A 23,347-nucleotide genomic window follows, 5' to 3' on the forward strand; every position below is an offset into this window, starting at 1 on the left:
CAACCAAAAAACTCCTACCTATAAACCCTTAAAAATTATAAACTTAGCAGCGCTAAATCATAACTTTTGAGTCCAAACCCTGCGATTACAGCTTTGGCGTAAGGAGAGATAAAAGACTTTCGTCGGAATTCTTCTCGGGAATAAATATTAGAAATGTGCACTTCGATCACTGGAGTTTTAATAGCACTAACGGTATCTGCAATGGCAACAGAAGTATGGGTGTAAGCCGCAGCATTTAGAAGAATATAATCGAAGTTTTTATCTGCATTTTGTAAGGCATCTACTAAATCTCCTTCATGATTACTTTGGTAATAACTAAGTTGGTGTTGCTCGAAATTGGTCTTTAACTCTTCAAGATAACCTTCAAAAGAGATATTCCCATAAATTTCTGGCTCTCTTTTACCAAGTAGATTGAGATTTGGCCCATTAATGATTAAAACTTTCATACCTCAAAAATACAAATAAAAAAAGCGAAAACTTAAGTTTTCGCTTTTTCAAATTTAATTATTCTTTATTGATTAAAATCTATAAGATAAACCAAATTGTGCAGTTTCAAAGAAGTTATTGAATACATTGATATTTCCGTTGAATTCAGATACGGACTCTCCTTCATCAAACTTTGCAGTAGAATATGACAATACATCAGTTAAAGCAAAGTTAATTGCAATATTCTGCGTCACAAAATAATTGATACCCAAACCTGCACCAATTCCAAATCCTGAATATTCAAACTCACCCACACCTACTTTTCCTGAAGTATAGCCAAGTCCTAATTCTGCATAAGTTTTAAATCTAGCTCCTAAGTCAAGAAAATAGTAACGACCAAAAGCACCTAACATCAATTCAGAGTTTTTATCTGTTTCTGTGTCTGCAATTTCTTCTTTATTAGACATGTAGCCTAAGTCTAACCCAATAGCCAAATCATCAGATAAAAAATAACCTACTTTAGGATTAATGGTAAATGAGCTTGATTTAGTCTCGGTATTTTTATCATTGGTTGAGCTAAATCCGAGATTACCTTCTAAAAGAATATCACCTTCGGTAAAGCCGAAAGATTGTACATCTTGAGCTTCCTGAGCGTTTGTTACTGTCATTCCGAATACTGCGAAAGCAACGATAAGCAAAGTCTTTTTCACGATTAATTAATTTTTAAAATTTAACAGCGCAAAAATAGAGTCCCAAACTTCAGTGGCAAGTAATTTTGCTTTTCTTTAACACTTCTCACTTTTTAGCTTGCTAATTAGCAAAAAAAAAGCGAAAACCTAGGTTTTCGCTTTGTTTAGTATAATGAAATTTTAGCCATTAGAACTTATAACCTACGCTTAAGTTAAAAGTATTTAACTTAAGATCAGCTCCATCTACATCACCTGTATAGTGATCATTTAATTGAAAGCCATAACGAGCTTGAGCAAAAAAGTTCTCAGTAAAATCATAGCCTAAACCAGCTGCAAGTTGCAAGTTTAATTTAGTGAAGTCATCTTCTCCTATAAGGGCTTCCCAAGCATCGGCAGCATCTCCTCCTAAAAGACCAATTTGTGGACCCAATTGAATGTTAAGTCCCTCAGTGACATAATACTTACCGATAACATTAAGATTAATTACGGATAATTCATCCACCATTGAATAAGTAGCTTCTGGCTGAATTGAAAAGCTTTCAGTAATACCTAAATCTGCTAACAGACCGATATGAAATCCTGTTTCTGATTCAGAATCAGCATCACCAAGTGATACTGAAGCCATAGTCAGACCACCCATAACCCCAAAAGAAGTTTCTTGTGCTTGTGCTACTGTTAAACCAAATACTGCCACGATAGCAGTTAAAAATAATTTTTTCATAATAATTTGAATTTTTAGTTATTTATCCAAATATATAGTATTTTTTTAAATGGTAGCAAGTGCTTTTAAAAATAAGTCAATTGCCTTATTAACATTGTTATCAACAATGGAACAAAAAAAAAGAGCGCTAAAAACGCTCTTTTATCCTCTTAAAATTTCATTTTAGAACATAAAACCAACTCCTAGACTTATAACAGAGTTACGAGCATCTGAACTTTCAAATAATTCTGAAAACCCACGGTTGTATCTCGCATCTAAAAAGAAACCGTTATCAAATTTGTAGCCTGCACCAACAGCCGCCCCAAAATCGATATCTTCAGATTCTTCTAAAAAAGGATTATCCTCCACATCTATTTCATCATCACCAATTTTTATTTTTTCGCTTACTTGAAAACCAATTTGCGGACCAGCATATATATTCAATCCTTCTATTAAGTAGAGTTTGGCTAAAACTGGAATCTGAATATAGCCTAACTGATATTCAGCATTTTCTCCTTCTACGTTGATTTCCTCGATTTCAAAACCTTGCCCCGAATATAACACCTCTCCTTGTAAAGAAAAACGATTTGAGTAGGGTACTTCTGCCACAAACCCCAAGTTAAAACTAGTTCTTGATTTCGGTTCATCAAAGCTATCTTCATCACTGGTAACTGTGGCAAGGTTTACACCCCCTTTTAAACCAATTTGTACTAAGTCTGAATCGGCTTGTGCATTTGCGGTAAAAATTGATGCAGTTACAAAAGTTACTGCTAAAATTAATTTTCTCATCATTGTTGTTTTTAAGTTTTGACCAAAATTAAGAGTCTAAGTCTTAAACAAGTCTTAAATAAAACACAAAAACCCCTTAAAATCTCTTAAATAACCTCTATTTTTAGCTTATGAATTGGAAAGATGCGCTCAACGATTTTAATTATTACCTCAAATTAGAAAGAGGTCTTTCTGATAATTCTATTGTAAGTTATTCTTATGATATTCAAAAACTTATCACTTTTTTAGAAAAAAATAAAATTTCCGTTTCTCCTATAAAAATTGATGAAAATCAAATTCAGGAATTTATTTACGAAGTAGCCAAAACGATGAATACCACAAGTCAAGCTCGTATTATCTCTGGCTTACGCAGTTTTTTTGATTATTTGGTTTTTGAAAACTACCGAGACAAAAATCCTCTTGAACTTGTAGAAGCTCCAAAAATTGGTAGAAAGCTACCCGATACGCTAAATTTAGAGGAAATCGATTTACTCATCAGAACTGTTGATCTTTCTCATCCGCAAGGTGAAAGAAACAGAGCTATAATAGAAACACTTTACAGTTGTGGCCTTCGTGTTTCTGAACTCATCAACCTAAAAATATCCGATCTTTTTTTTGAAGAAAACTTTATAAAAGTAACAGGAAAAGGTGATAAACAACGTTTTGTTCCTGTAAGTCCAGTTACAAAAAAATATATCTTATTGTATAAAAACGAAATAAGAATTCATCAAACTCCAAAAAAAGGAAAAGAAGATATTTTATTTCTAAACCGAAGAGGAAATCAGCTTACTCGAGCTATGATTTTTACCATTGTAAAAGACTTGGCTGAAAAAGCAAACCTCAACAAAAATATAAGTCCGCATACCTTTAGGCATTCTTTTGCCACGCATTTGTTAGAAAACGGAGCCGATTTGAGCAGTATACAGCAAATGCTTGGCCACGAAAGTATTGCTACTACTGAAATTTATATGCATATCGACAATAAAAAACTCTTTGATGTTTTAGAAAAATATCATCCGCGAAGCAATAAATCATAAACTTATATTAAACCTTCAAAATGATTTCGTGTAAAACATCATACTTCCTATATTAAAAGAAAAAATAGAGCATGAAAGAATTAAAATTTAAAAACGGCGATAAAATGCCTGCGATTGGCTTGGGAACTTGGCAATCTGAACCTGAAAAAGTGAAAAATGCTGTAAAACACGCTATCAAAAATGGTTATAGACATATTGACTGTGCTGCGGTTTATGGCAATGAAAAAGAAGTTGGTGAAGCTTTCGCGGAATTATTTAATGAAGGTGTTGTAAAAAGAGAAGACCTTTTTATAACCTCAAAACTGTGGAATAACGCCCATAAGAAAGAAGATGTCTTACCTGCATTACAAAACACGCTTAAAGACTTACAACTTGATTACCTTGATTTATATTTAGTTCACTGGCCAGTAGCTTTTAAACCTGGTATAAAAAGTTTCCCTAAAAATGACGATGATTATGCTTCGTTAGATGAAATTCCGTTAGAAGAAACTTGGGAAGGAATGATAAATGCCAAGCAAAAAGGTTTAACTAAACATATTGGTGTATCTAATTTCAGTCCAAAAAAACTAGAAGGATTAATGAAAGCTACTTCAGAAATTCCTGAAATGAATCAAGTTGAGCTCCATCCCTATTTACAGCAAAACAATTTAATTGAATTTTGCAGTAAAAACGAAATTTTACTTACAGCATATTCGCCCTTAGGCAGAGCAAGTATAAAACCTCAAATTAATAATGAAGAAAAAGAAGCTCTATTAGACAATAAAGTCATTAATCATATTGCTAAAAAACACGGTGCTTCGCCAGCTCAAGTAGCTATAAAATGGGCAGAAACTCGTGGTACCGCAGTCATCCCTAAGTCAACCAATGAAGAACGAATTGTGCAAAACATACAAAGTACAGGTATTAATCTTGATGAAGACGATTTTAAACAAATTGCCAAATTAGATTTACACCATCGTTTTGTAGATGGTAGTTTCTTTATAACTAAAGGAAATCCTTATGATGATATTTATGATGAAGCTTAATTTTCAAGGAAATTTTAAAAAAAAGTCCTCAATTGAGGACTTTTTTTTTGTGTGACTTCATTTTTTAAAATGATGTTTTATTTTTTTGGAATATTCTTTAAAACTTCCAGAGTAAACTTCCAAAACTTTTGCATAGAACTGATGCTCGCTCTTTCATCTGGTGAATGTGCTCCTCGTATGGTCGGACCAAAAGAAACCATATCTAAATTTGGGTAATGACTACCAATAATACCACATTCTAAACCAGCGTGACAAGCCGCAACGTGAGCTTCTTCGCCATTTTGTTGTTTATAAATTTTGGCAAGTGTTTTTACAATTTCAGAATCTGGATTGGGAGACCAACCAGGATAATCGCCGCTCAGCTCCACTTCAAAACCACCCAACTCAAAAGCCGATTTAATCGTATTTACCAAATTTTCTTTACTTGATTCTACCGAAGAACGTGTTAAACATAGTACTTCTATTTTGCCATTTTCAGCCGTGATTCTAGCTACATTATTTGAAGTTTCTACTAAATCTTTTATAGCAGGGCTCATTCTAAAAACGCCATTATGAACCGCAAATATTGATTGTAAAAAAGCAGTTTGAACGCTTAATGGCATTACTTTTTTTGGTGTATCAATTTCTTCAAAAGTAATTGACAGATCTTCTTCTAACGTTTTGTATTCTTCTTTTATAGCTTTAGAAATTTCTCCAAAACTCGTCTTAAAGTCAATAATTTCTTTATCTGAAACAGCAACTATAGCATTGCTTTCTCTTGGTATGGCATTGCGTAAACCTCCGCCATTTATTTCGGCGATACGCAAACCACTTTCTTGAATGGCAAAAAGCACACGATTCATCAACTTATTGGCATTTCCTAAACCTTTGATGATATCCATCCCAGAATGCCCGCCATTTAAGCCTTTTACTGAGATTTTAAAACCTGTATGATCTGATGGAGTGTCTTCTTCCGCGTAAGCGTGAGAAGCCGTAATATCGACACCGCCAGCACAACCAATGCCAATTTCATCATCTTCTTCGGTGTCTAAATTTAATAAAATACTGCCTTTAAGAATGCTGTTGTCGAGCTGCTTTGCACCTGTCATTCCCGTTTCTTCATCAATCGTAAATAGAGCTTCTATTGCTGAATGCTCGATGGTATCACTTTCTAAAATCGCCATAATTGTTGCAACGCCCAAACCATTGTCTGCTCCTAGCGTTGTGTCTTTGGCTCTTACCCAATCGCCATCGATATACATCTCAATTCCTTGTGTGGCAAAATCAAACTGAGTGTCATTATTTTTTTGATGAACCATATCTAGGTGTGATTGCATCACAATGGTTTGTCGATCTTCGTAACCTGATGTTGCAGGCTTTTTGATGATGACATTACCTATCTTATCTTTTATGGTTTCTAAACCTAATTTCTTACCAAAATCAAGCATAAATTGTATGACTTGCTCTTCTTTTTTGGAAGCTCGCGGTACAGCGTTCAAATCGGCAAAATTGTTCCAAACATTTTTAGGTTCTATATTTCTAATTTCTTCGTTCATTTTTGTTTGTTTTGATGCAAAAATATAGGTTTCAAATGCAAATTTAAAATTTGACAGCGGTGAATTTGTTTGTATTTTTAGCCCGTGAAAATGAGTCGAAACCTAATTCTTGCTTTACTGCTACCACTACAAATGCTGGTGATTTTTATTTTAAAGCGAAATCCAGCCTGGGTAGAAGAGTTTTACAGCAACGGTATATACATATATATTTCTAATATTTTAAGGAAGTTTTTAGGCTATTTTCCTTTTTCTATCGGTGATGTTTTTTATGCTTTGCTTGTTTTCTTTTTTATTGTTTGGTTACGGAAAAGAATCATCTCTCGCTTTAAAAATCCACAAAAGTGGGTGATTGCTGCTTTCGCGAAAGTTTCTATCTTATTTTTCTTATTTCACATAAATTGGGGACTCAATTATTACCGTTTACCGCTTCATCAAAGTCTCGAAATTGAAGCCGATTATGATACAGAAAGTCTAGTAAAGTATACAACATATCTCATCCAAAAAAGCAACGAATTACATCATCGTTTGGCTAAAAGTGATTCGGTCACGGTTAATTTCCCATTCGATAAGAAAGAGGTTTTCAGACTTTCGGTAGAGGGTTACCATCATATACAGCAACAATATCCTGAACTCACCTATAATAACGCAAGTGTAAAACCTTCTCTATTTCGATATTTTCTAACCATAATGGGCTTTAACGGTTATCTTAACCCGATTACTAACGAAGCACAAATCAACACCAAAATTCCGTTGTTTAAATTACCAACAACCACAAGTCACGAAATTGGACATCAATTGGGGTTCGCCAAAGAAAACGAAGCCAATTATATGGCGTGTTTGGTCACGATGAGTCATCCTAACGAATACATGAAATATGCTGGTTATACTTTCGCTTTAAGCTATTGTTTGGGTGAAGTGAGCAAGAGAGATGTTTGTCTTTCGGAAAATCTTTATGCGAGTATCAACCCTGGAATTATCAAAGAATACCAACAAATCCATCAGTTTTGGTTGGAACATGAAAATCCGTTAGAACCCTTTTTCAAACTCTTTTACGGCCAATATTTAAAAGTAAACAACCAACCCCAAGGTATGCAAAGTTACAATTATGTGGTAGCTTTGTTGGTCAATAAAAACCTGAAAGGCTAATGAAAAAAATAGAAAGCCTACAAAACAAAACCATCAAACATTTGTTGCAATTGCAGGCCAAATCAAAATTACGACGCAAAGAAAATTTGTTTGTCATCGAAGGAAAAAGAGAGATTTCACTTGCGCTTGACGCGAAATACCAATTCGAAACCTTGCTTTTCTGTTCAGATTTTATTTCGGAAAATGAATTGAAAGATTATCAAAATGTGGTGAAAGAAATGATAGAAATTTCAATGGATGTTTATCAAAAAGTTGCTTACCGAAACAGTACCGAAGGAGTTATCGCGATTGTAAATAGTAAAAACCATACCCTCAAAAATTTAAAGCTTAAACACAAAAAACCATTAATCTTAGTTGCCGAAGCTCCCGAAAAACCTGGAAACATAGGTGCTTTGTTGCGAACTGCCGATGCTGCCCATCTCGATGCAGTAATTATTGCCAACCCTAAAACCGATTTATACAACCCAAATATCATCCGTTCGAGCGTAGGTTGTTTATTTACGACAAATGTATTTACAGGAAGTACACAAGAAATTATCGATTTTCTAAAAAAGGAAAACATCCATATTTACTGTGCAACCTTACAAAATTCAAACTCCTACGAAAAAGAAAATTACCGAGATGCTTCTGCAATTGTGGTAGGAACTGAAGATGAAGGTTTGAGTCAAAATTGGCGAGCGAATGCCACACAGAATATTATCATTCCAATGGAAGGAAAAATAGATTCGCTCAACGTTTCTGTTGCTGCAGCCATTTTGATTTTTGAGGCGAAAAGACAGCGAAATTCTTAAGTTAAAAGTTTTCAGGTTTCAAGTTTTACAAATAACTCAATGACAATTAACATATAACAAAATAATGACGCCAGAAATCCTATTTTACATTCTCATTTCAATCATCATCTTCAATTTTATTTGGGATACTTTCTTGGATGTGCTCAATGCAAAACGCTTTGGAGACAAACTTCCTGCCCAATTGCAAGATGTATATGAAAAAGAAGCCTATGAAAAATCTCAGGCTTACAAAAAAGAGAAGTTCAGATTTGGATTATTATCTTCCACTTTCTCTTTAATCCTAACGGTAGCATTTTTCTTTTTTGACGGTTTTGCTTTTGTCGATGAACTTGCTCGAAATTTTTCGGAAAATGAAATTATAGTCGCCCTACTCTTTTTCGGAATGATTATGTTGGCGAGTGATATACTCACCACACCATTTGCTTACTACAACACTTTTGTGATTGAAGAAAAATACGGTTTTAATAAAACTATCCGAAAAACATTCTTTTTGGATAAAATCAAAGGCTGGTTGCTTGGCGCTGTTCTTGGTGGGTTAATTCTCGCAGTTATCATTTGGTTTTACCAAACTACGGGCGAAAATTTCTGGATTTATGCTTGGTTGATTATTACTGTATTTTCGGTATTTATCAATATGTTTTACAGCAAACTCATTGTACCGCTTTTCAACAAACAAACTCCTTTAGAAGATGGAAGCTTACGAGATAAAATTGAAACTTACGCTTCTAAAATTGGTTTTAAATTAGAAAATATTTTTATCATTGATGGCTCGAAAAGAAGCACCAAAGCCAATGCTTATTTTTCTGGTTTTGGTAAACAAAAGCGTATCACACTTTTCGATACTTTGGTTAATGATTTAGAAGAGGAAGAGATTGTTGCTGTCTTGGCCCATGAAGTAGGTCATTACAAAAAAAGGCATATCATTTACAATCTTGCAACTTCTGTTATACTTACCGGTTTTACACTTTGGCTGCTTTCGTTGTTCATTAACAATCCTATTTTCGCGGAAGCTTTAAATGTCACCCAACCCAGTTTTCATATCGGCTTGATTGTCTTCGGGATTTTATATTCTCCTATTTCAGAAATTACAGGTTTGTTTTCTAACCTTCTTAGCCGAAAGTTTGAATACCAAGCAGACGACTATGCTAAAAAAACCCACCAAAAAGATATGCTCATTTCGAGTTTAAAAAAATTATCAAGCAATAGCTTTAGTAACCTCACACCACATGCTTGGTATGTATTTTTTCATTATTCCCACCCTACTTTGCTACAACGCATTAAAAATTTAGAAAACTAATAAAGATTTTATATCTTAGAATTTATGTTGACGGAAGAATACTTAGAAGAAGAAAACAAAAAAATAGCACAAGAGTACAAAGATCTTTTGCGTATAAGCTATCGTACGCTTTCCGATGAAGATAAAATACTCATTAGAAAAGCTTTTGAAACGGCTGTTGATGCTCATAAAGAACAACGTCGCAAGTCTGGAGAAGCTTATATTTTTCATCCGATTGCGGTGGCAAAGATTGTGGCCTCAGAAATTGGTCTCGACGCAACTTCTATTGCAGCAGCATTACTTCACGATGTGGTAGAGGACACGCCATACACTCTCAAAGATATCGAAGATATGTTTGGCGAAATCATTGCCAAAATTGTAGATGGGCTTACCAAGATAAGCCATTTTGAACACGGAACAGATGTTTCGCTTCAAGCCGAAAACTTTAGAAAAATGTTGCTTACGCTGAATGATGATGTGCGTGTGATTATCATCAAGATTGCCGATCGTTTACATAACATGCAAACGATGGATGCCATGCGAGCCGACAAACAAGTAAAAATCGCTTCTGAAACTTTATATATTTATGCGCCTTTGGCTCATAGAATTGGTTTGTACAACATCAAAACCGAACTCGAAGATTTAAGTTTAAAATACACCGAACCTGAAGTATATAACGACATTCTCAATAAAGTAAAGGAGAGTAAAGAAGAGCAGGATGAATATATCAACCAGTTCAATAAAATTATTTCGGAATCTTTGGATAAAGAAAATATCAATTACGAAATTAAAGGCCGACCGAAGTCTATTTTTTCTATCCGAAAGAAAATTCAGAAGCAAAATATTACTTACGACGAAGTCTACGACAAGTTTGCCATTAGAATTATCTACAAAAGTAAACCAGAAGAAGAAAAATTTCTCGCCTGGAAAATCTATTCGATTGTAACCGATCATTTTCGCCCGAATCCCATTCGGTTAAGAGATTGGATTTCTTCCCCTAAATCTACGGGTTATGAAGCTTTGCATATTACCGTTGTTGGCCCTAAAGGACGTTGGGTAGAAGTGCAAATTCGCAGTAAACGAATGAACGAAATTGCTGAAAAAGGTTATGCAGCACACTACAAATACAAACACGGAGCTAAGCAAGACGATGAGATTTTAGAACAATGGCTCAATAAATTACAAGATGCCTTAGAAAATAGCGAAGCTAATGCGGTAGATTTTGTACGTCAATTTAAACTCAACCTCTATTCGAAAGAGATTTTTGTCTTTACGCCAAAAGGTGATTTAAAATCATTACCAAAAGGTGCTACTCCACTCGATTTTGCTTTTGCTATTCACACCGAAGTTGGGGTAAAAACGCGTGGCGCCAAAGTAAACGGAAAGTTGGTGCCGTTAAGCCACGAACTTAAAAGTGGGGATCAAGTCGAAATTATTACCTCAGAAAATGTAAGACCAACCAACAACTGGTTGGATTTTGTGATTACCGGAAGGGCAAAATCAAAAATAAAATCTTCCTTAAAAGAAGAGCACAAGCTAGTTGCCGAAGAAGGAAAAGCCATTTTGATACGTAAACTCAAATCGCTAAAAATTCCTTTTAACAACCAAACCATAACTGAACTTATCAAGTTTTTTAAGCTTAAAACCAGTTTAGATCTTTTCTTTAGAGTTGGTTACGGAACTATTGACAACCAAGCCCTTAAAGATTATGCAGCCTCTAGAAGCAATGCGTTTGTATCTTTCTTTAAAAACAAAATTAGAAAACCAAAAGTTGCAGATGAGATCGATAAAGATGAGATCACACACAACTTAGATTTATTGGTTTTTGGAAAAGACGAGCAAACTTTAGATTATACCTTGGCAAATTGTTGTAATCCCATTCCTGGCGATAGCGTTTTTGGTTTTATAACCGTAAATGAGGGTATCAAAGTACATAAAAAAGATTGTCCTAATGCCATTCAGCTACAGAGCAACTATGCTTATCGCATTATGCCTGCTAAATGGAAAGACTCGAGCCAAGAAGAGTTTAAAGCCGTTTTACAACTTACCGGAATCGACAATTTAGGTTTGGTGAGTCAGATTACAAAAGTAATTTCGACCAACTTACACGTAAATATGCGTAATATTTCTTTTGAAAGTAACGACGGTATTTTTTCAGGAAAAATTACCGTGGTGGTAAAAAACAATACCATTCTTAAAAAGTTAATAACCCGCTTAAAAAAAATAAACGGAATTGATAAAGTAACCCGTGAATAAATTTTAAATTTGTAACCGATTATGGAAACAAAGCAAGAGAATAAAAACCAAGAGATTGTAAAAAATGTTTTTACAAAGTACCTCGAAGAGAACAAACATCGCAAGACACCAGAGCGATATGCTATTCTTCAAGAGATTTACGAAAGCGATGAGCATTTTGATATCGAATCTCTATACATATTGATGAAAAACAAAAACTACCGTGTGAGTAGAGCAACACTTTACAACACGATAGAACTTTTGTTAGAATGCGGTTTGGTTAGAAAACACCAGTTTGGAAAAAACCAAGCACAGTACGAAAAATCTTACTTTGACAGACAACACGACCACGTAATATTAACCGACACCGGTGAAGTCATCGAATTTTGTGACCCAAGAATTCAGTCGATCAAAAAAACCATCGAAGAAGTTTTTGACATCGAAATCACTAACCACTCGCTTTACTTTTACGGAAACAGAAAAAATTCCAAATAAAAATACAACTTTCATATGGCAGTAAATTTGCTACTAGGATTACAATGGGGAGACGAAGGCAAAGGAAAAATTGTTGACGTGCTTACCTCAAAATACGATATTATTGCACGTTTTCAAGGCGGACCAAATGCAGGACACACTTTAGAATTCGATGGCATCAAACACGTTTTACACACGATTCCTTCAGGTATTTTTCATAAAAACGCCATCAATGTAGTAGGAAATGGCGTAGTGATTGATCCTGTAATCTTTAAAAAAGAACTGGACAATCTCGATAAATACAACATCGATTACCAATCAAAACTTCTTATTTCGCGTAAAGCGCATATTATTTTGCCAACACACAGAATTTTAGATGCCGCTTCAGAAACAGCAAAAGGAAAAGCAAAAATTGGTTCTACCTTAAAGGGAATTGGCCCAACCTATATGGATAAAACCGGCAGAAACGGTTTGCGGATTGGCGATTTAGAACTCGACAATTGGAAAGAAAAGTATAGAAATCTCGCCAACAAGCACGAGTCGATGATCGCTTTCTATAATGTCGATATACAATATGATTTACCAGAATTAGAAAAAGAGTTTTTTGAAGCGATTAAAGTATTAAAAAGCCTCACTTTTATTGATTCTGAAGAATACCTACAACAAGCACAAAACGATGGTAAAAGCATTTTGGCCGAAGGTGCTCAGGGTTCGCTACTCGATATCGATTTCGGAACATATCCTTTTGTAACTTCCAGCAATACCACTGCTGCTGGAGCTTGTACTGGCTTGGGAGTTGCACCAAATAAAATCAAAGAAGTTTTTGGGATTTTCAAGGCTTACACCACACGTGTTGGAAGTGGCCCTTTCCCTACAGAACTATTTGACGAAACTGGTGAGAGAATGGCAAAAATCGGTAACGAATTTGGAGCAACTACAGGAAGACCAAGGCGTTGTGGTTGGTTAGATTTAGTGGTTTTAAAATATGCCGTACAAATAAATGGTGTCACGCAACTGATGATGATGAAAGGTGATGTTTTAAGTGGTTTTGATAAACTTAAGGTTTGTACAAAATACAACTATAAAGGCAAAGAAATAGATTATCTTCCATTTAGTATCGAAGAAGAAAATGTTACCCCTATTTACGACGAAGTAGAAGGTTGGGAAGAAGATTTAACTAAAATGACAAGTGAAGATCAGTTTCCTGAAAATTTAAAAAAATACATCAAATACATCGAAGATTTTATTGGAGTTCCGATAAAAGTAGTTTCGGTAGGGCCCGACAGAAAACAAACTATCTTAAGGTAAATACAGAGAACGCTCCAAAAAATTGGAGCGTTTTTTGATTATCAGAAAAAGTATTATCCTTACTTTTGATATAAAATTATTTCGCTTGAATTTTAAGTTTTTATTATTTCTTTTTTTATTGACTTCCGTTTTTGGTTATGCGCAAGATTCTACCAAAACCAAGAGGATAGACTATACCAGCGAAAGATCTATCAAAGACGAAGAGAAATATCCTGGTGCTTTTCTGTTAAGTAAAGTAACCGAGCAGGTGTATTTTAACCACGAAGGTATAGAAGTTTGGTGTGATCAAGCTATTTTTTACGAAGAAGACGATTTTTTTAAAGCCTTCGGAAACGTAAAAATGATTCAAGGTGATACGATAACCATGACGAGTAGTTATGCCGAATACAACGGAAAAACCAAATTTGCTTTTGCGAGTAATAACGTCAACTTAAAAACACCTGATAATCGTTTAACTACGGATACTTTATTTTTTGATCGCAACAAACAACAAGCTTTTTACCGCAGTGGTGGGACAGTAAGAGACACCGCAAGTACCATCACTAGTAGAATTGGGCATTATTTTTTAGATCAAGAGAAAGTTTCATTTAAAAGAAACGTAGTAGTCACTAATCCAGAATATAAAATCAATTCGCAACAACTCGATTTTTATACGGAAACAGGCCACGCATACCTTTACGGACCTTCCACTATCAAAGGAAAAACAAGCGAAATCTATTGTGAGCGTGGTTTTTACGACACTCGAACTGACAAAGGTTATTTCGTGAAAAATTCTACGGTTTATTACGAAAACAGAAAACTTGAAGGCGATAGTATATATTTCAATCGAACAAAAAATTTCGCTTCGGCAACCAACAATATCAAAGTAACCGATACCGCAAATAAATCGATCATTAAAGGTCATTATGCAGAAGTTTACCGCGATCGGGATTCTGTATTTATTACCAAACGAGCTTTGGCTTCGATGCAACAAGACAAAGATTCAATCCACATTCATAGCGATACCTTAATGATTACCGGAAAAACCAAAAACAGAGTGATTAGAGGCTATCGTAATACGCGACTCTATAAATCTGACCTTAGCGGAAAATGTGATTCTGTGGTAATGATAGAAAACCGAGGAATTACCAAAATGCTGGGGAAACCTATTTTTTGGTCAGGAGAAAACCAAATGACAGGTGACACTATTTTTCTTCTGAACAATGTAAAAACAGAAAAACTTGACAGTTTAAAGGTATTTTACAATGCTTTTATGATTCAGCAAGATAGTATCGAAGGTTTTAATCAAGTAAAAGGTAAAGAAATGTACGGCTTATTTGAAAACAACGAAATTACCGAAGCCAATTTCATTAAAAATACCGAGACTATTTTTTACTCCAGAAACGAAGCAGGCGAACTTATTGGTATCGATAAAACCGAATCGTCTAGTATTCAAATCACCTTCGAAAATCAGGAAATTATTGGTATTCGTTATCTCACCGATGTAAACAGCAATTTGATGAAAGAAGAAAACTTCCCTAAAAACGCTCGGAAGTTGCGAGGTTTTAATTGGCGAGGTGACGAGCAAATTCTAACTAAAGCAGATTTGTTTAAAGATGATCCGCCGTTAGAACTTACCAAAATTAGAGGAATCCCATTACCAGAGGAAGAAAAAGACTTTTTTGATAAAGAAATTGAAGAAAAGGCAGAAGAAATTATCAATAAAAATTCGCGTCTAACGCCAGAGATACTTCAACACCACGAGAGAGACAGTTTAGAGCTCGAAAAACCAAAACTAATTCCGCTGAAGCGTAAAAAAAGTGATTAAGGATTTTCTAAAATACCAAGCACAAACCACTCCGAACCCGCTCGGGATTGAGGTAGAATATGCCAAAGGAAGTTATATTTACGCTAAAAGCGGAAAGAAATACCTCGATTTTGTGGCTGGAGTTTCAGCCTGTAGTTTGGGTCACTGTCACCCCAAAGTAGTAGCAGCGATTACAGAACAGGCACAAAAATATTTGCACGTGATGGTTTATGGTGAGTTTGCCCAACAACCGGCCATCGATTTTTCTAAACTTCTTGCCCAACATATCGAAGTCCCAAAGGCGACAACTTATCTCGTCAACAGCGGAACCGAAGCCATAGAAGGTGCTTTAAAATTGGCGCGTCGTTATACTGGCAGAAAAGAAATTATTGCCGCAAAAACAGCTTACCACGGAAATACGATGGGTTCGTTAAGTTTGATGACCAAAACTGAACAAAAAATTCCTTTTGAACCTTTAATTCCGGAAATCAATCATTTGGAATTTAATAACGAAGCTTCCTTAGATTTGATTACCGAAAAAACAGCGGGAGTTATTTTAGAAAGTATTCAAGGTGGCGCTGGTTTTATTGAACCTAAAAACAATTTTCTTCAAAAAGTAAAACAAAAGTGCGAAAAAGTTGGAGCATTATTGATTTTAGATGAAATACAACCAGGTTTTGGTAGAACTGGGTTTTTATTTGGTTATCAGAAATACAATGTTGTTCCTGATGTTTTGGTGATTGGTAAAGGAATGGCTGGCGGTTTGCCTGCAGGAGCTTTTGTTGCCGAAAATAAAGTTATCAATTCGCTGAGTGACAACCCAAAAATGGGACATATTACGACTTTTGGCGGAAATGCTGTCATTGCGGCAGCTGCTTTGGCAACTCTAAAAGAGGTAACCGAAACCAATTTGATTGCCCAAACTTTAGAAAAAGAAAAACTTTTCAGGAAACTCTTACAGCATCCGCTAATCGAGGAAATTCGCGGAAGCGGACTGATGTTAGCACTTATCTGCAAGTCTGAAAATATTTCCAACCAACTCATTTTACGAGCCAAAGAAGAAGGTTTGGTACTATTTTGGCTATTGTTTGAAAAAAAGGCTGTAAGGATAACACCACCACTTACGATTAAACATGAAGAAATAAGAGAAGGTTGTGAAATCATTTTAAGTCTTTTGGACGAAATCACGACAACTGTTAATTAATTTGTTAACAACAATCACATTCGCTAACCAAAACCAAGGTAATTACTCTTTAACTTTAAAAATGTAGAAATACAAAAATTTCGTGTATGCATTTAAGTCAAAACGAAGATCCTAATTTCTCGCTATCAAAATTTGAATCGATGCTCAAAACAAATGATATTTTGTTTTTCGATTCGAGCGAATTTGAAACCATTATTTACCATTATCTTGAAACAGGTAAAATAGCACTTGCTAAAAAGGCTGTAAAGTTAGGCTTAGAGCAACACCCTACTTCTACTCACCTTTTACTTTTTAGAGTTGAGATTTATATTTTCGAAAACAAACTCGAAGAGGCAGAAGACATCTTAGCAAGTATCGATCATCTCGAGCCTTCTAATGAAGAAATTTACATTCAGAAAGCCAATGTTTATTCCAAAAGGAATCGCCACCACAAAGCGATAGAAATGCTTCAAATAGCTCTAGAACTTACCGATGATGCTGCCGATGTCTATTCGCTTTTGGCAATGGAATACCTATTTCTGGAAGACTATGAAAATGCCAAAGGTAATTTAATGGCATGCCTAGATATTGATGATGAAGATTACAGTGCTTTGTATAACCTTATCTTCTGTTACGAAAATTTAGACCAAGAAGACCAAGCGATAGCTTACCTTGGAAAATATATCGACATCAACCCATATTGTGAAGTGGCTTGGCACCAAATTGGCAAACTTTACAATAAGAAAAAAGAATACAAAAAAGCCTTAGAAGCATACGATTTTGCGATTATTTCTGATGAATATTTTATTGGTGCTTACCTTGAAAAAGGAAAAGTTCTGGAAAAACTAAATCGTTTTCAAGAAGCGATAGAAAATTATCAAATCACTTTAGAACTTGACGACCCCACTGCGTTTGCCTTCTTGCGTATAGGAAAATGTTATGAAAAAATGGGCGTTGAAGATTTAGCGTTACACTATTTCAATAAAGCAGTTGAAGATGATCCTCTATTAGACAAAGCTTGGATAGAGTTTACCAATTTTTATATCCGTAAAAAGCAATTCCGTAAAGCACTTTACTACATCAATAAAGCCCTACAAATTGATGAAGAAAACATCAAGTATTGGAAAAAATACACCTACATCAACCAAAAGCTTGCCTTCTTAGAAGAAGCTGAGCGAGGTTTGAGAAAATGCTTAGAATTAGGAAATTACGAGCTTGAAACTTACATTACTCGTGCCGATTTATTGATTATTCTAGGCGAATACAATATGGCTTTACAGACGATGTTTGAAGCATGTGAGTTTCATCCTGACTATGCCGAAATAGAATACCGCATTGCTGGTTTATTCTTTAGAATTAACGAAGGTGATAAAGGCTATTATCATTTAAAAAATGCAGTAAAAATAGATGCAGAATACTCTGTAATTGTAAGTGAACTTTTCCCTGATATTTTTGAAAGAGATAGTGTAAAGCACATTATCGGAAAGTATCTCAATAAATAATTTTTTCCAGCATCTAGCAACTTCCTTTTTATTGGTGCAATTTTTAATTGTTTTAGTATTTTAGCTGTTCAATTTGCCAATTCATGAAAAGAACACTAAAAGATTACCTTGTTATTTCCCTGAAAGGTGTAGCAATGGGTGCAGCAGATACCGTTCCTGGTGTCTCTGGTGGTACCATTGCGTTTATTTCCGGTATTTACGAAGAACTTATTTACACGATAAGCAATATCGATTTAAGCCTCCTTAGAGTATGGAAAAAAGAAGGTTTCAATGCTTTTTGGAAAAAACTCAACGGAAACTTCATCATTGCTTTATTAGGAGGTATTCTTTTTAGCATTTTTACTTTCATGCGACTGGCAAATTACCTATTAGAAAATCACCCCGTCCTTATTTGGTCGTTCTTTTTTGGTTTGGTTTTGTCAAGTATTTGGTTTGTCGCCAAACAAATCGAAAAATGGAATGTCTATCTGGTGATCCAAATGATTTTAGGTTCGGTCGTGGCTTTTTACATTACCCTTTTACCTCCTTTGGTTTCTAACGACAATAGTTGGTTTTTGTTTCTTGCTGGCTCTATTGCAATTTGTGCGATGATTTTACCCGGAATTAGCGGAGCTTTTATCTTGGTATTGTTAGGTGCTTATAAAAACATTACTGAAGCTGTACACAATTTCGATTTTAAAAAAATAGCTGTTGTTGGTCTTGGTGCAATTACAGGCTTACTCATATTTTCTAGAATTCTCAAATGGCTTTTTAAAAACTACAAAAACTCAACTTTGGCTATTCTTACTGGTTTTATTGCTGGTTCACTCAACAAAATATGGCCATGGAAACACACCTTAGAAACAGTAACAATTGGTGACAAAGAATTTGTAATGAAAGAAGAATCGGTTTTACCTTGGAACTTTGATGGAGAACCACAACTTTTATTTTCTATACTTTTGATGTTGGTCGGATTTATTTTAATTGTAATTTTAGAGAAAATAGCAGAAGAAAAACCAGAACATGCACCACAATAGATCGCCAAAAGACAAACTTTTCCTTTTTCTAAAAGGACTTGCCATGGGTGCTGCCAATAAAGTTCCCGGCGTTTCTGGTGGTCTCGTAGCTTTTGTTGCTGGTTTTTATGAGGAATTTATTTATTCACTACAAAAATTTAACCTTAAGGCTTTTAAACTCCTTATCAATAAGCGGTACGAAAGTTTTTACTACTACATCAACGGACGCTTTTTAACGCTCTTGGTATTAGGAATGGTCTTTAGCTATTTTAGCGTTTCTAAAGTATTGGACTTTTTTATCAAATACTACGAACTCTATGTTTGGGCCACTTTCTTTGGAATGATCATAGGATCTATTTATTACATATCTAAAGATTTTAAGCTCAATTCGGCAAAAACACTTATTTTTATTGGTGTTGGTATGTTGGTTGGTGTTGGCATAAGTTTACTCGAACCTGCCGTAGAGAACGACAATCTCTGGTTTGTATTTATTTGTGGTATTATTGGTGTTTCCGGAATGACTTTACCCGGTCTTTCAGGCTCATTTATTCTTATCCTTATCGGAAATTATGTCTTGTTGTTAGTCGATTCGGTCAATGCGCTTTTTGATACCATTACCGATATTTTCACCTTAGATTTTTCGTTTACCGAAAACCCAGAACGCATGCGACTGTTGCAAGTACTTACATCATTTACACTTGGTTCTGTAGTTGGTTTGGTCACACTTTCACATTTATTGGGTTATGTGATTAAACATTACAAGAACATTACCTACGCTATTATTTTAGGTTTTATTACTGGTTCTTTAGGAGTGGTTTGGCCCTGGAAAGAAAAGATTTTTAAAACCAACGCCCAAGGTAAACTTCTGTTCGACGGTAACGGAAACAAAGTTCTAGACAATTACGACCGTTATTTACCCGATATGAGCAATCCAGAAACTTACTTCGCTATTGTCTTTATAATTATCGGGATCCTTATCGTTTTTGCGCTCGAACGCTACGGAAATGCCAATCGTAAACCTGTAAAAATAAAAGCATGAAACTTTACGGATTAGTCGGTAAGAATATTGCTTATTCGTTTTCACGAAAATATTTTCAAGAAAAGTTTAAAAACGGAAACATCGATGCCGATTACCAAAACTTCGATATCGAAAACATCATCGATTTCAAAAAAATTTTGGTCGAAAACCCTAACTTAAATGGCTTAAACGTTACGATTCCTTATAAAGAAAAAGTAATTCCCTTTTTGGATGAAATAGACGAACAAGCACAACAAATTGGTGCAGTCAACACCATCAAATTCGACAACCAAAAACTTATGGGTTACAATACAGATGCTTATGGATTTATGAAAGCTTTGTTTCCGTTACTCGAAAAACAACACCAAAAAGCCTTGATTCTAGGAAAAGGTGGTGCTTCTAAAGCAATTACCCATGTCTTAGAATCTATGGATATTGATTTCACCTACGTAAGTAGGAATCCGCAAGGAGAAGATTTTTCCTACACAGATGTAAACAAGGAAATTATTGAATCACACAAACTCATTATCAATTGTACACCTTTAGGAACTTACCCTAACGTCAACCAACATCCAGAAATTTCTTACGAATACCTTACTTCACAACATTTGCTTTTCGATCTGGTTTATAATCCTGCCATCACTACTTTTTTAGCCTTAGGCAAGCAAAAAAACTGCAAAATTGCCAACGGCCAAAAAATGTTGGAATACCAGGCCGAACGTGCTTGGGAAATCTGGAACTCCTAAAAATCTGCTTTCTATCCTATTTTATTTGTAGATACAAGGCATTGTTATTATATTTCAGACTTCAAAAGTTATACGAACCTAAACATTGAAACAAATGTCTGAAAACGAAAATATCAAGCATCAAGATGATGAAGCTAACAAATCTGCCAACTTCACTGAAAATCCGACAGAAGAAAACCAAGAGGAAGCAATAGAAAATCAAGCAGAAGCGGAAGTTCAAGAAGAGGATGATTTACCTCAAGAAGAAGTAGAAAATACCGCTGAAAATCATCACAAAGCGATGCACGATGCGATTGCCGAAGAGAGCGAAGATGAAGAGGTGAGCAAACGTCACGATATCGAATTGAAAGACTATCACTCGATGAGCCAAGCAGAATTGATACGAGAAATTAGAGACTTGGTAAAAAACGAAAAGGTTCAGGCCATACGCGAACACGTACAAGAAATCAGACACGAGTTCAATTCTAAATTCGACGAAGAATACGAGCAAAAAAAAGAGGAGTTTATAGAAGAAGGTGGCAACGAAATTGATTTTCATTATGCAACCAAGCTTAAAAATGAGTTCGACTCGTTGTATTTCGATTATAAAGAAAAACGCAATAATCACTTCAAAGACCTTAAGAAAAACCTTAACGAAAACCTTAAAAATCGTTTAGCAATTATCGAGGAGCTAAAAGGTATGATTGGCGCTGGAGCCGATATGCAATCTAATTTTAATGATTTTAAGGAATTACAAGAACGTTGGAAAAAAGCGGGACCAATTCCTCGAGACAATTACAATACCGTTTGGAATGATTACCATCATCATGTAGAGCGTTTTTATGACTTTTTGCACCTCGATCGTGAGTTTAGAGACCTCGATTTTAAACACAACCTCGAACAAAAACTCAAGATGATTGCCCGTGCCGAAGAGCTAGCACAAGAAACCAATATCAATCGTGCTTTTCGTGAGTTACAGATGTTACACAAAATGTGGAAAGAAGATGTTGGGCCGGTAGCAAGAGAATACCGTGAGGAAATTTGGGATAAGTTTAGCGAAGCGACCAAAAAAATTCACGAAAACCGTCAGGCGTACTTCGAAGAACTCGATAAAGGAAGAGAAAAAAACCTGGAGCGTAAAAATGAAATTATCAGTAAGATAAACGACATCGCTCAAGGCGAAATCACATCGCATCATAATGTACAAGAGAACATCAAAAAAGTAGAAGCTTTACGAGAAGATTTTTTCAAAGCGGGAAAAGTTCCGCGCGAGGCAAACGAACCTACTTGGAAAAGCTTTAAAGAATCGGTAAGAAAATTTAACCGTAAGAAAAATGCTTTCTACAAGGACCTAAAAAAAGAGCAATACCAGAATTTAGAGAAAAAAATGGAGCTGGTAAAAATTGCTGAAGACAACAAAGACAGTGAAGATTTTAAGGCGACCACTCCGTTGATGAAAAAAATACAAGCCGACTGGAAAAAAATTGGCCACGTGCCCAGGAAGGACAGTGACAAAATTTGGAAGCGTTTTAAAGGAGCTTGTAATGCTTATTTTGAAAGACTTCACGCTATACAAGACGAAGAGAACAAAGAAGAGATGGAAGCTTTTGAGAAGAAAAAGCAGTTGCTCGACAGCTTAAAGGAGTTGGAAATGAACGAAAACCCACAAGAAAATCTCGATTTGGTAAAAGCAAAAATTGCAGAGTGGAAACAAATTGGTCGTGTGCCTTACAAAATGCGCTATATCGAAGGGAAATTCAATAAAGCTTTAGATAAGTTTTTCAGTGATTTAGACATTAGTAAAAAAGAGGCAGAAATGCTGAAATACGAGAATAAATTACAAGCTTTAGACGAAGCCAACGATGATCGAAAAATAGAAAAAGAAGCTTTTTTTGTATCTAAAAAGATAGACGAAACCAAAGCGGAAATTCGCCAGTTAGAAAACAACTTACAGTTTTTTTCTAATGTAGATGAAAGCAATCCGTTGGTCAAAGAAGTGCTCAAAAATATCGAGCGTCATAAAACCCAACTCGAAACCTGGAAAGCAAAACTGCGAAAATTGCGACAACTATAATAAAAAAGATAGATAAGAAAATAATCAGTTTTTTACCTTAAAATATTCTCTTCCGTCAACTAATTCTAGAACAGTATCGTTTAAAACTTCTATTGGAATAAATCTAGTATATTTTTTATTATAATATTCAAAACCGAAATGATCTTCTTTTTTTGATATTTTAACTGAATCAGACGTAGCAAGAAAAAGACTATCTATTGAATTAGGGAAAATAGAATCCTCCCTATTTATAACAAATGGTTCTGTAATTGAGATTTGATTAATTAACTTGTATTTTTCGTTTTCAATATTATAAACACATTCTATTTGAGTCACTCCAAAAGAAATGCCTTGTACGAAGTGTTTTTGTTTTAATTTATCTTTTATGTCCCAATGACCACATAAATTATTTAAAATATTTATTATGGAATCATTTTCTTTTTCTGAATAAACAACATTAGATTCATTTTTGTTGAATTTTTTATTTATACATCCAAACAAAAGAAAAAAAATACTAAATAAAGTAAGTGCTTTGTTCATGGTTTAAATAATAAAAAACTTAAAAAGAATAACACACAGATTTCATATTATCTATACTAGATTAATCATCACTTAAATAATCATTTTATTTTATTCATCTTTTTTGCCAACAACAAGGTGCTGAGTTCTTCTACT

Annotated in this window: 21 protein-coding genes; 15 read left to right on the forward strand and 6 right to left on the reverse strand. The window is 34.9% G+C overall.

From position 1 onward, the window contains the following. Nucleotides 1-35 precede the first annotated feature (35 nt). The 4 genes from aroQ to DNG35_RS00120 all read right to left on the reverse strand — a co-directional run bounded on the left by aroQ (nt 36) and on the right by DNG35_RS00120 (nt 2,604). Entirely contained in the window at nt 36-446 is a 411-nt protein-coding gene (gene aroQ / locus DNG35_RS00105) for a type II 3-dehydroquinate dehydratase (protein WP_111125718.1), read from the reverse strand. 72 nt (nt 447-518) lie between these two features. Next, the gene (locus tag DNG35_RS00110; RefSeq protein ID WP_111125719.1) at nt 519-1,136 is read right to left on the reverse strand and encodes an outer membrane beta-barrel protein; all 618 of its coding nucleotides are present in this window, start codon (nt 1,134-1,136) and stop codon (nt 519-521) included. A 166-nt stretch (nt 1,137-1,302) separates the two neighbouring features. Next, a complete protein-coding gene (locus tag DNG35_RS00115) occupies nt 1,303-1,836 on the reverse strand; it encodes a porin family protein (protein WP_111125720.1) in 534 nt (177 codons plus the stop codon). A gap of 162 nt (nt 1,837-1,998) precedes the next feature. Then, nucleotides 1,999-2,604, reverse strand: coding sequence for a porin family protein (locus DNG35_RS00120; RefSeq protein WP_111125962.1), 606 nt, complete (start codon nt 2,602-2,604; stop codon nt 1,999-2,001). A 110-nt stretch (nt 2,605-2,714) separates the two neighbouring features. On the opposite strand from DNG35_RS00120, the gene xerD reads away from it, so the two are divergent. Both xerD and DNG35_RS00130 read left to right on the forward strand, forming a co-directional pair. Next, on the forward strand, nt 2,715-3,620 hold the full coding sequence (gene xerD / locus DNG35_RS00125; RefSeq protein ID WP_111125721.1) for a site-specific tyrosine recombinase XerD: 906 nt from the start codon (nt 2,715-2,717) through the stop codon (nt 3,618-3,620). A gap of 71 nt (nt 3,621-3,691) precedes the next feature. Beyond that, nucleotides 3,692-4,645 carry an aldo/keto reductase gene (locus tag DNG35_RS00130; RefSeq protein WP_111125722.1) on the forward strand — a complete coding sequence of 318 codons (954 nt, stop codon included), beginning with the start codon at nt 3,692-3,694 and terminating at the stop codon, nt 4,643-4,645. A 77-nt stretch (nt 4,646-4,722) separates the two neighbouring features. On the opposite strand, the gene DNG35_RS00135 is transcribed toward DNG35_RS00130, so the two are convergent. Then, entirely contained in the window at nt 4,723-6,180 is a 1,458-nt protein-coding gene (locus tag DNG35_RS00135) for an aminoacyl-histidine dipeptidase (RefSeq protein ID WP_111125723.1), read from the reverse strand. Between the two features lie 90 nt (nt 6,181-6,270). On the opposite strand from DNG35_RS00135, the gene DNG35_RS00140 reads away from it, so the two are divergent. The 13 genes from DNG35_RS00140 (at nt 6,271) to DNG35_RS00200 (ending at nt 22,693) form a co-directional block, all read left to right on the forward strand. Then, on the forward strand, nt 6,271-7,326 hold the full coding sequence (locus DNG35_RS00140; protein WP_111125724.1) for a DUF3810 domain-containing protein: 1,056 nt from the start codon (nt 6,271-6,273) through the stop codon (nt 7,324-7,326). After that, a complete protein-coding gene (locus DNG35_RS00145) occupies nt 7,326-8,117 on the forward strand; it encodes an RNA methyltransferase (RefSeq protein ID WP_111125725.1) in 792 nt (263 codons plus the stop codon). Before DNG35_RS00140 ends, DNG35_RS00145 begins: the two co-directional genes overlap by 1 nt. Before the next feature lie 64 nt (nt 8,118-8,181). Continuing rightward, complete coding sequence (locus DNG35_RS00150) at nt 8,182-9,414, forward strand: M48 family metallopeptidase (RefSeq protein ID WP_111125726.1); 1,233 nt, start codon at nt 8,182-8,184, stop codon at nt 9,412-9,414. 24 nt (nt 9,415-9,438) lie between these two features. Continuing rightward, complete coding sequence (locus DNG35_RS00155) at nt 9,439-11,649, forward strand: bifunctional (p)ppGpp synthetase/guanosine-3',5'-bis(diphosphate) 3'-pyrophosphohydrolase (protein WP_369907988.1); 2,211 nt, start codon at nt 9,439-9,441, stop codon at nt 11,647-11,649. A gap of 21 nt (nt 11,650-11,670) precedes the next feature. Beyond that, complete coding sequence (locus DNG35_RS00160) at nt 11,671-12,123, forward strand: Fur family transcriptional regulator (protein WP_111125727.1); 453 nt, start codon at nt 11,671-11,673, stop codon at nt 12,121-12,123. A 15-nt stretch (nt 12,124-12,138) separates the two neighbouring features. Then, nucleotides 12,139-13,410 (forward strand): adenylosuccinate synthase, encoded by a 1,272-nt coding sequence (locus DNG35_RS00165; protein ID WP_111125728.1) that lies wholly within the window; start codon nt 12,139-12,141, stop codon nt 13,408-13,410. 85 nt (nt 13,411-13,495) lie between these two features. Then, nucleotides 13,496-15,217: an OstA-like protein gene (locus DNG35_RS00170; protein ID WP_369907990.1), complete on the forward strand. Its 1,722-nt coding sequence runs from the start codon at nt 13,496-13,498 to the stop codon at nt 15,215-15,217. Beyond that, nucleotides 15,210-16,400 carry an aspartate aminotransferase family protein gene (locus tag DNG35_RS00175; RefSeq protein WP_111125729.1) on the forward strand — a complete coding sequence of 397 codons (1,191 nt, stop codon included), beginning with the start codon at nt 15,210-15,212 and terminating at the stop codon, nt 16,398-16,400. The genes DNG35_RS00170 and DNG35_RS00175 overlap by 8 nt, the downstream gene beginning before the upstream one ends. Nucleotides 16,401-16,486: 86 nt before the next feature. Continuing rightward, the gene (locus DNG35_RS00180; protein ID WP_111125730.1) at nt 16,487-17,881 is read left to right on the forward strand and encodes a tetratricopeptide repeat protein; all 1,395 of its coding nucleotides are present in this window, start codon (nt 16,487-16,489) and stop codon (nt 17,879-17,881) included. An 83-nt stretch (nt 17,882-17,964) separates the two neighbouring features. Further along, a complete protein-coding gene (locus tag DNG35_RS00185; protein ID WP_111125731.1) occupies nt 17,965-18,897 on the forward strand; it encodes a DUF368 domain-containing protein in 933 nt (310 codons plus the stop codon). Continuing rightward, nucleotides 18,884-19,915, forward strand: coding sequence for a DUF368 domain-containing protein (locus tag DNG35_RS00190; protein WP_111125732.1), 1,032 nt, complete (start codon nt 18,884-18,886; stop codon nt 19,913-19,915). The genes DNG35_RS00185 and DNG35_RS00190 overlap by 14 nt, the downstream gene beginning before the upstream one ends. Next, a complete protein-coding gene (locus DNG35_RS00195; protein ID WP_111125733.1) occupies nt 19,912-20,640 on the forward strand; it encodes a shikimate dehydrogenase in 729 nt (242 codons plus the stop codon). The genes DNG35_RS00190 and DNG35_RS00195 overlap by 4 nt, the downstream gene beginning before the upstream one ends. A 94-nt stretch (nt 20,641-20,734) precedes the next feature. Continuing rightward, a complete protein-coding gene (locus tag DNG35_RS00200; RefSeq protein WP_111125734.1) occupies nt 20,735-22,693 on the forward strand; it encodes a DUF349 domain-containing protein in 1,959 nt (652 codons plus the stop codon). Between the two features lie 24 nt (nt 22,694-22,717). On the opposite strand, the gene DNG35_RS00205 is transcribed toward DNG35_RS00200, so the two are convergent. Continuing rightward, the gene (locus tag DNG35_RS00205) at nt 22,718-23,212 is read right to left on the reverse strand and encodes a hypothetical protein (RefSeq protein ID WP_111125735.1); all 495 of its coding nucleotides are present in this window, start codon (nt 23,210-23,212) and stop codon (nt 22,718-22,720) included. Between the last annotated feature and the right edge of the window lie 135 nt (nt 23,213-23,347).

The organism is Mesonia sp. K7 (genome assembly GCF_003233725.1).
Lineage (GTDB): Bacteria > Bacteroidota > Bacteroidia > Flavobacteriales > Flavobacteriaceae > Mesonia.

Bases quoted from the DNA above. Each gene is read 5' to 3' on its own strand.
- DNG35_RS00205 (WP_111125735.1), bottom strand. From the start codon at position 23,212: ATGAACAAAGCACTTACTTTATTTAGTATTTTTTTTCTTTTGTTTGGA.
- DNG35_RS00115 (WP_111125720.1), bottom strand. From the start codon at position 1,836: ATGAAAAAATTATTTTTAACTGCTATCGTGGCAGTATTTGGTTTAACA.
- DNG35_RS00130 (WP_111125722.1), top strand. From the start codon at position 3,692: ATGAAAGAATTAAAATTTAAAAACGGCGATAAAATGCCTGCGATTGGC.
- DNG35_RS00155 (WP_369907988.1), top strand. From the start codon at position 9,439: ATGTTGACGGAAGAATACTTAGAAGAAGAAAACAAAAAAATAGCACAA.
- DNG35_RS00165 (WP_111125728.1), top strand. From the start codon at position 12,139: ATGGCAGTAAATTTGCTACTAGGATTACAATGGGGAGACGAAGGCAAA.
- aroQ (WP_111125718.1), bottom strand. From the start codon at position 446: ATGAAAGTTTTAATCATTAATGGGCCAAATCTCAATCTACTTGGTAAA.
- DNG35_RS00135 (WP_111125723.1), bottom strand. From the start codon at position 6,180: ATGAACGAAGAAATTAGAAATATAGAACCTAAAAATGTTTGGAACAAT.
- DNG35_RS00140 (WP_111125724.1), top strand. From the start codon at position 6,271: ATGAGTCGAAACCTAATTCTTGCTTTACTGCTACCACTACAAATGCTG.
- DNG35_RS00195 (WP_111125733.1), top strand. From the start codon at position 19,912: ATGAAACTTTACGGATTAGTCGGTAAGAATATTGCTTATTCGTTTTCA.
- DNG35_RS00180 (WP_111125730.1), top strand. From the start codon at position 16,487: ATGCATTTAAGTCAAAACGAAGATCCTAATTTCTCGCTATCAAAATTT.
- DNG35_RS00200 (WP_111125734.1), top strand. From the start codon at position 20,735: ATGTCTGAAAACGAAAATATCAAGCATCAAGATGATGAAGCTAACAAA.
- DNG35_RS00145 (WP_111125725.1), top strand. From the start codon at position 7,326: ATGAAAAAAATAGAAAGCCTACAAAACAAAACCATCAAACATTTGTTG.
- DNG35_RS00120 (WP_111125962.1), bottom strand. From the start codon at position 2,604: ATGAGAAAATTAATTTTAGCAGTAACTTTTGTAACTGCATCAATTTTT.
- DNG35_RS00150 (WP_111125726.1), top strand. From the start codon at position 8,182: ATGACGCCAGAAATCCTATTTTACATTCTCATTTCAATCATCATCTTC.
- DNG35_RS00185 (WP_111125731.1), top strand. From the start codon at position 17,965: ATGAAAAGAACACTAAAAGATTACCTTGTTATTTCCCTGAAAGGTGTA.
- DNG35_RS00190 (WP_111125732.1), top strand. From the start codon at position 18,884: ATGCACCACAATAGATCGCCAAAAGACAAACTTTTCCTTTTTCTAAAA.
- DNG35_RS00160 (WP_111125727.1), top strand. From the start codon at position 11,671: ATGGAAACAAAGCAAGAGAATAAAAACCAAGAGATTGTAAAAAATGTT.
- xerD (WP_111125721.1), top strand. From the start codon at position 2,715: ATGAATTGGAAAGATGCGCTCAACGATTTTAATTATTACCTCAAATTA.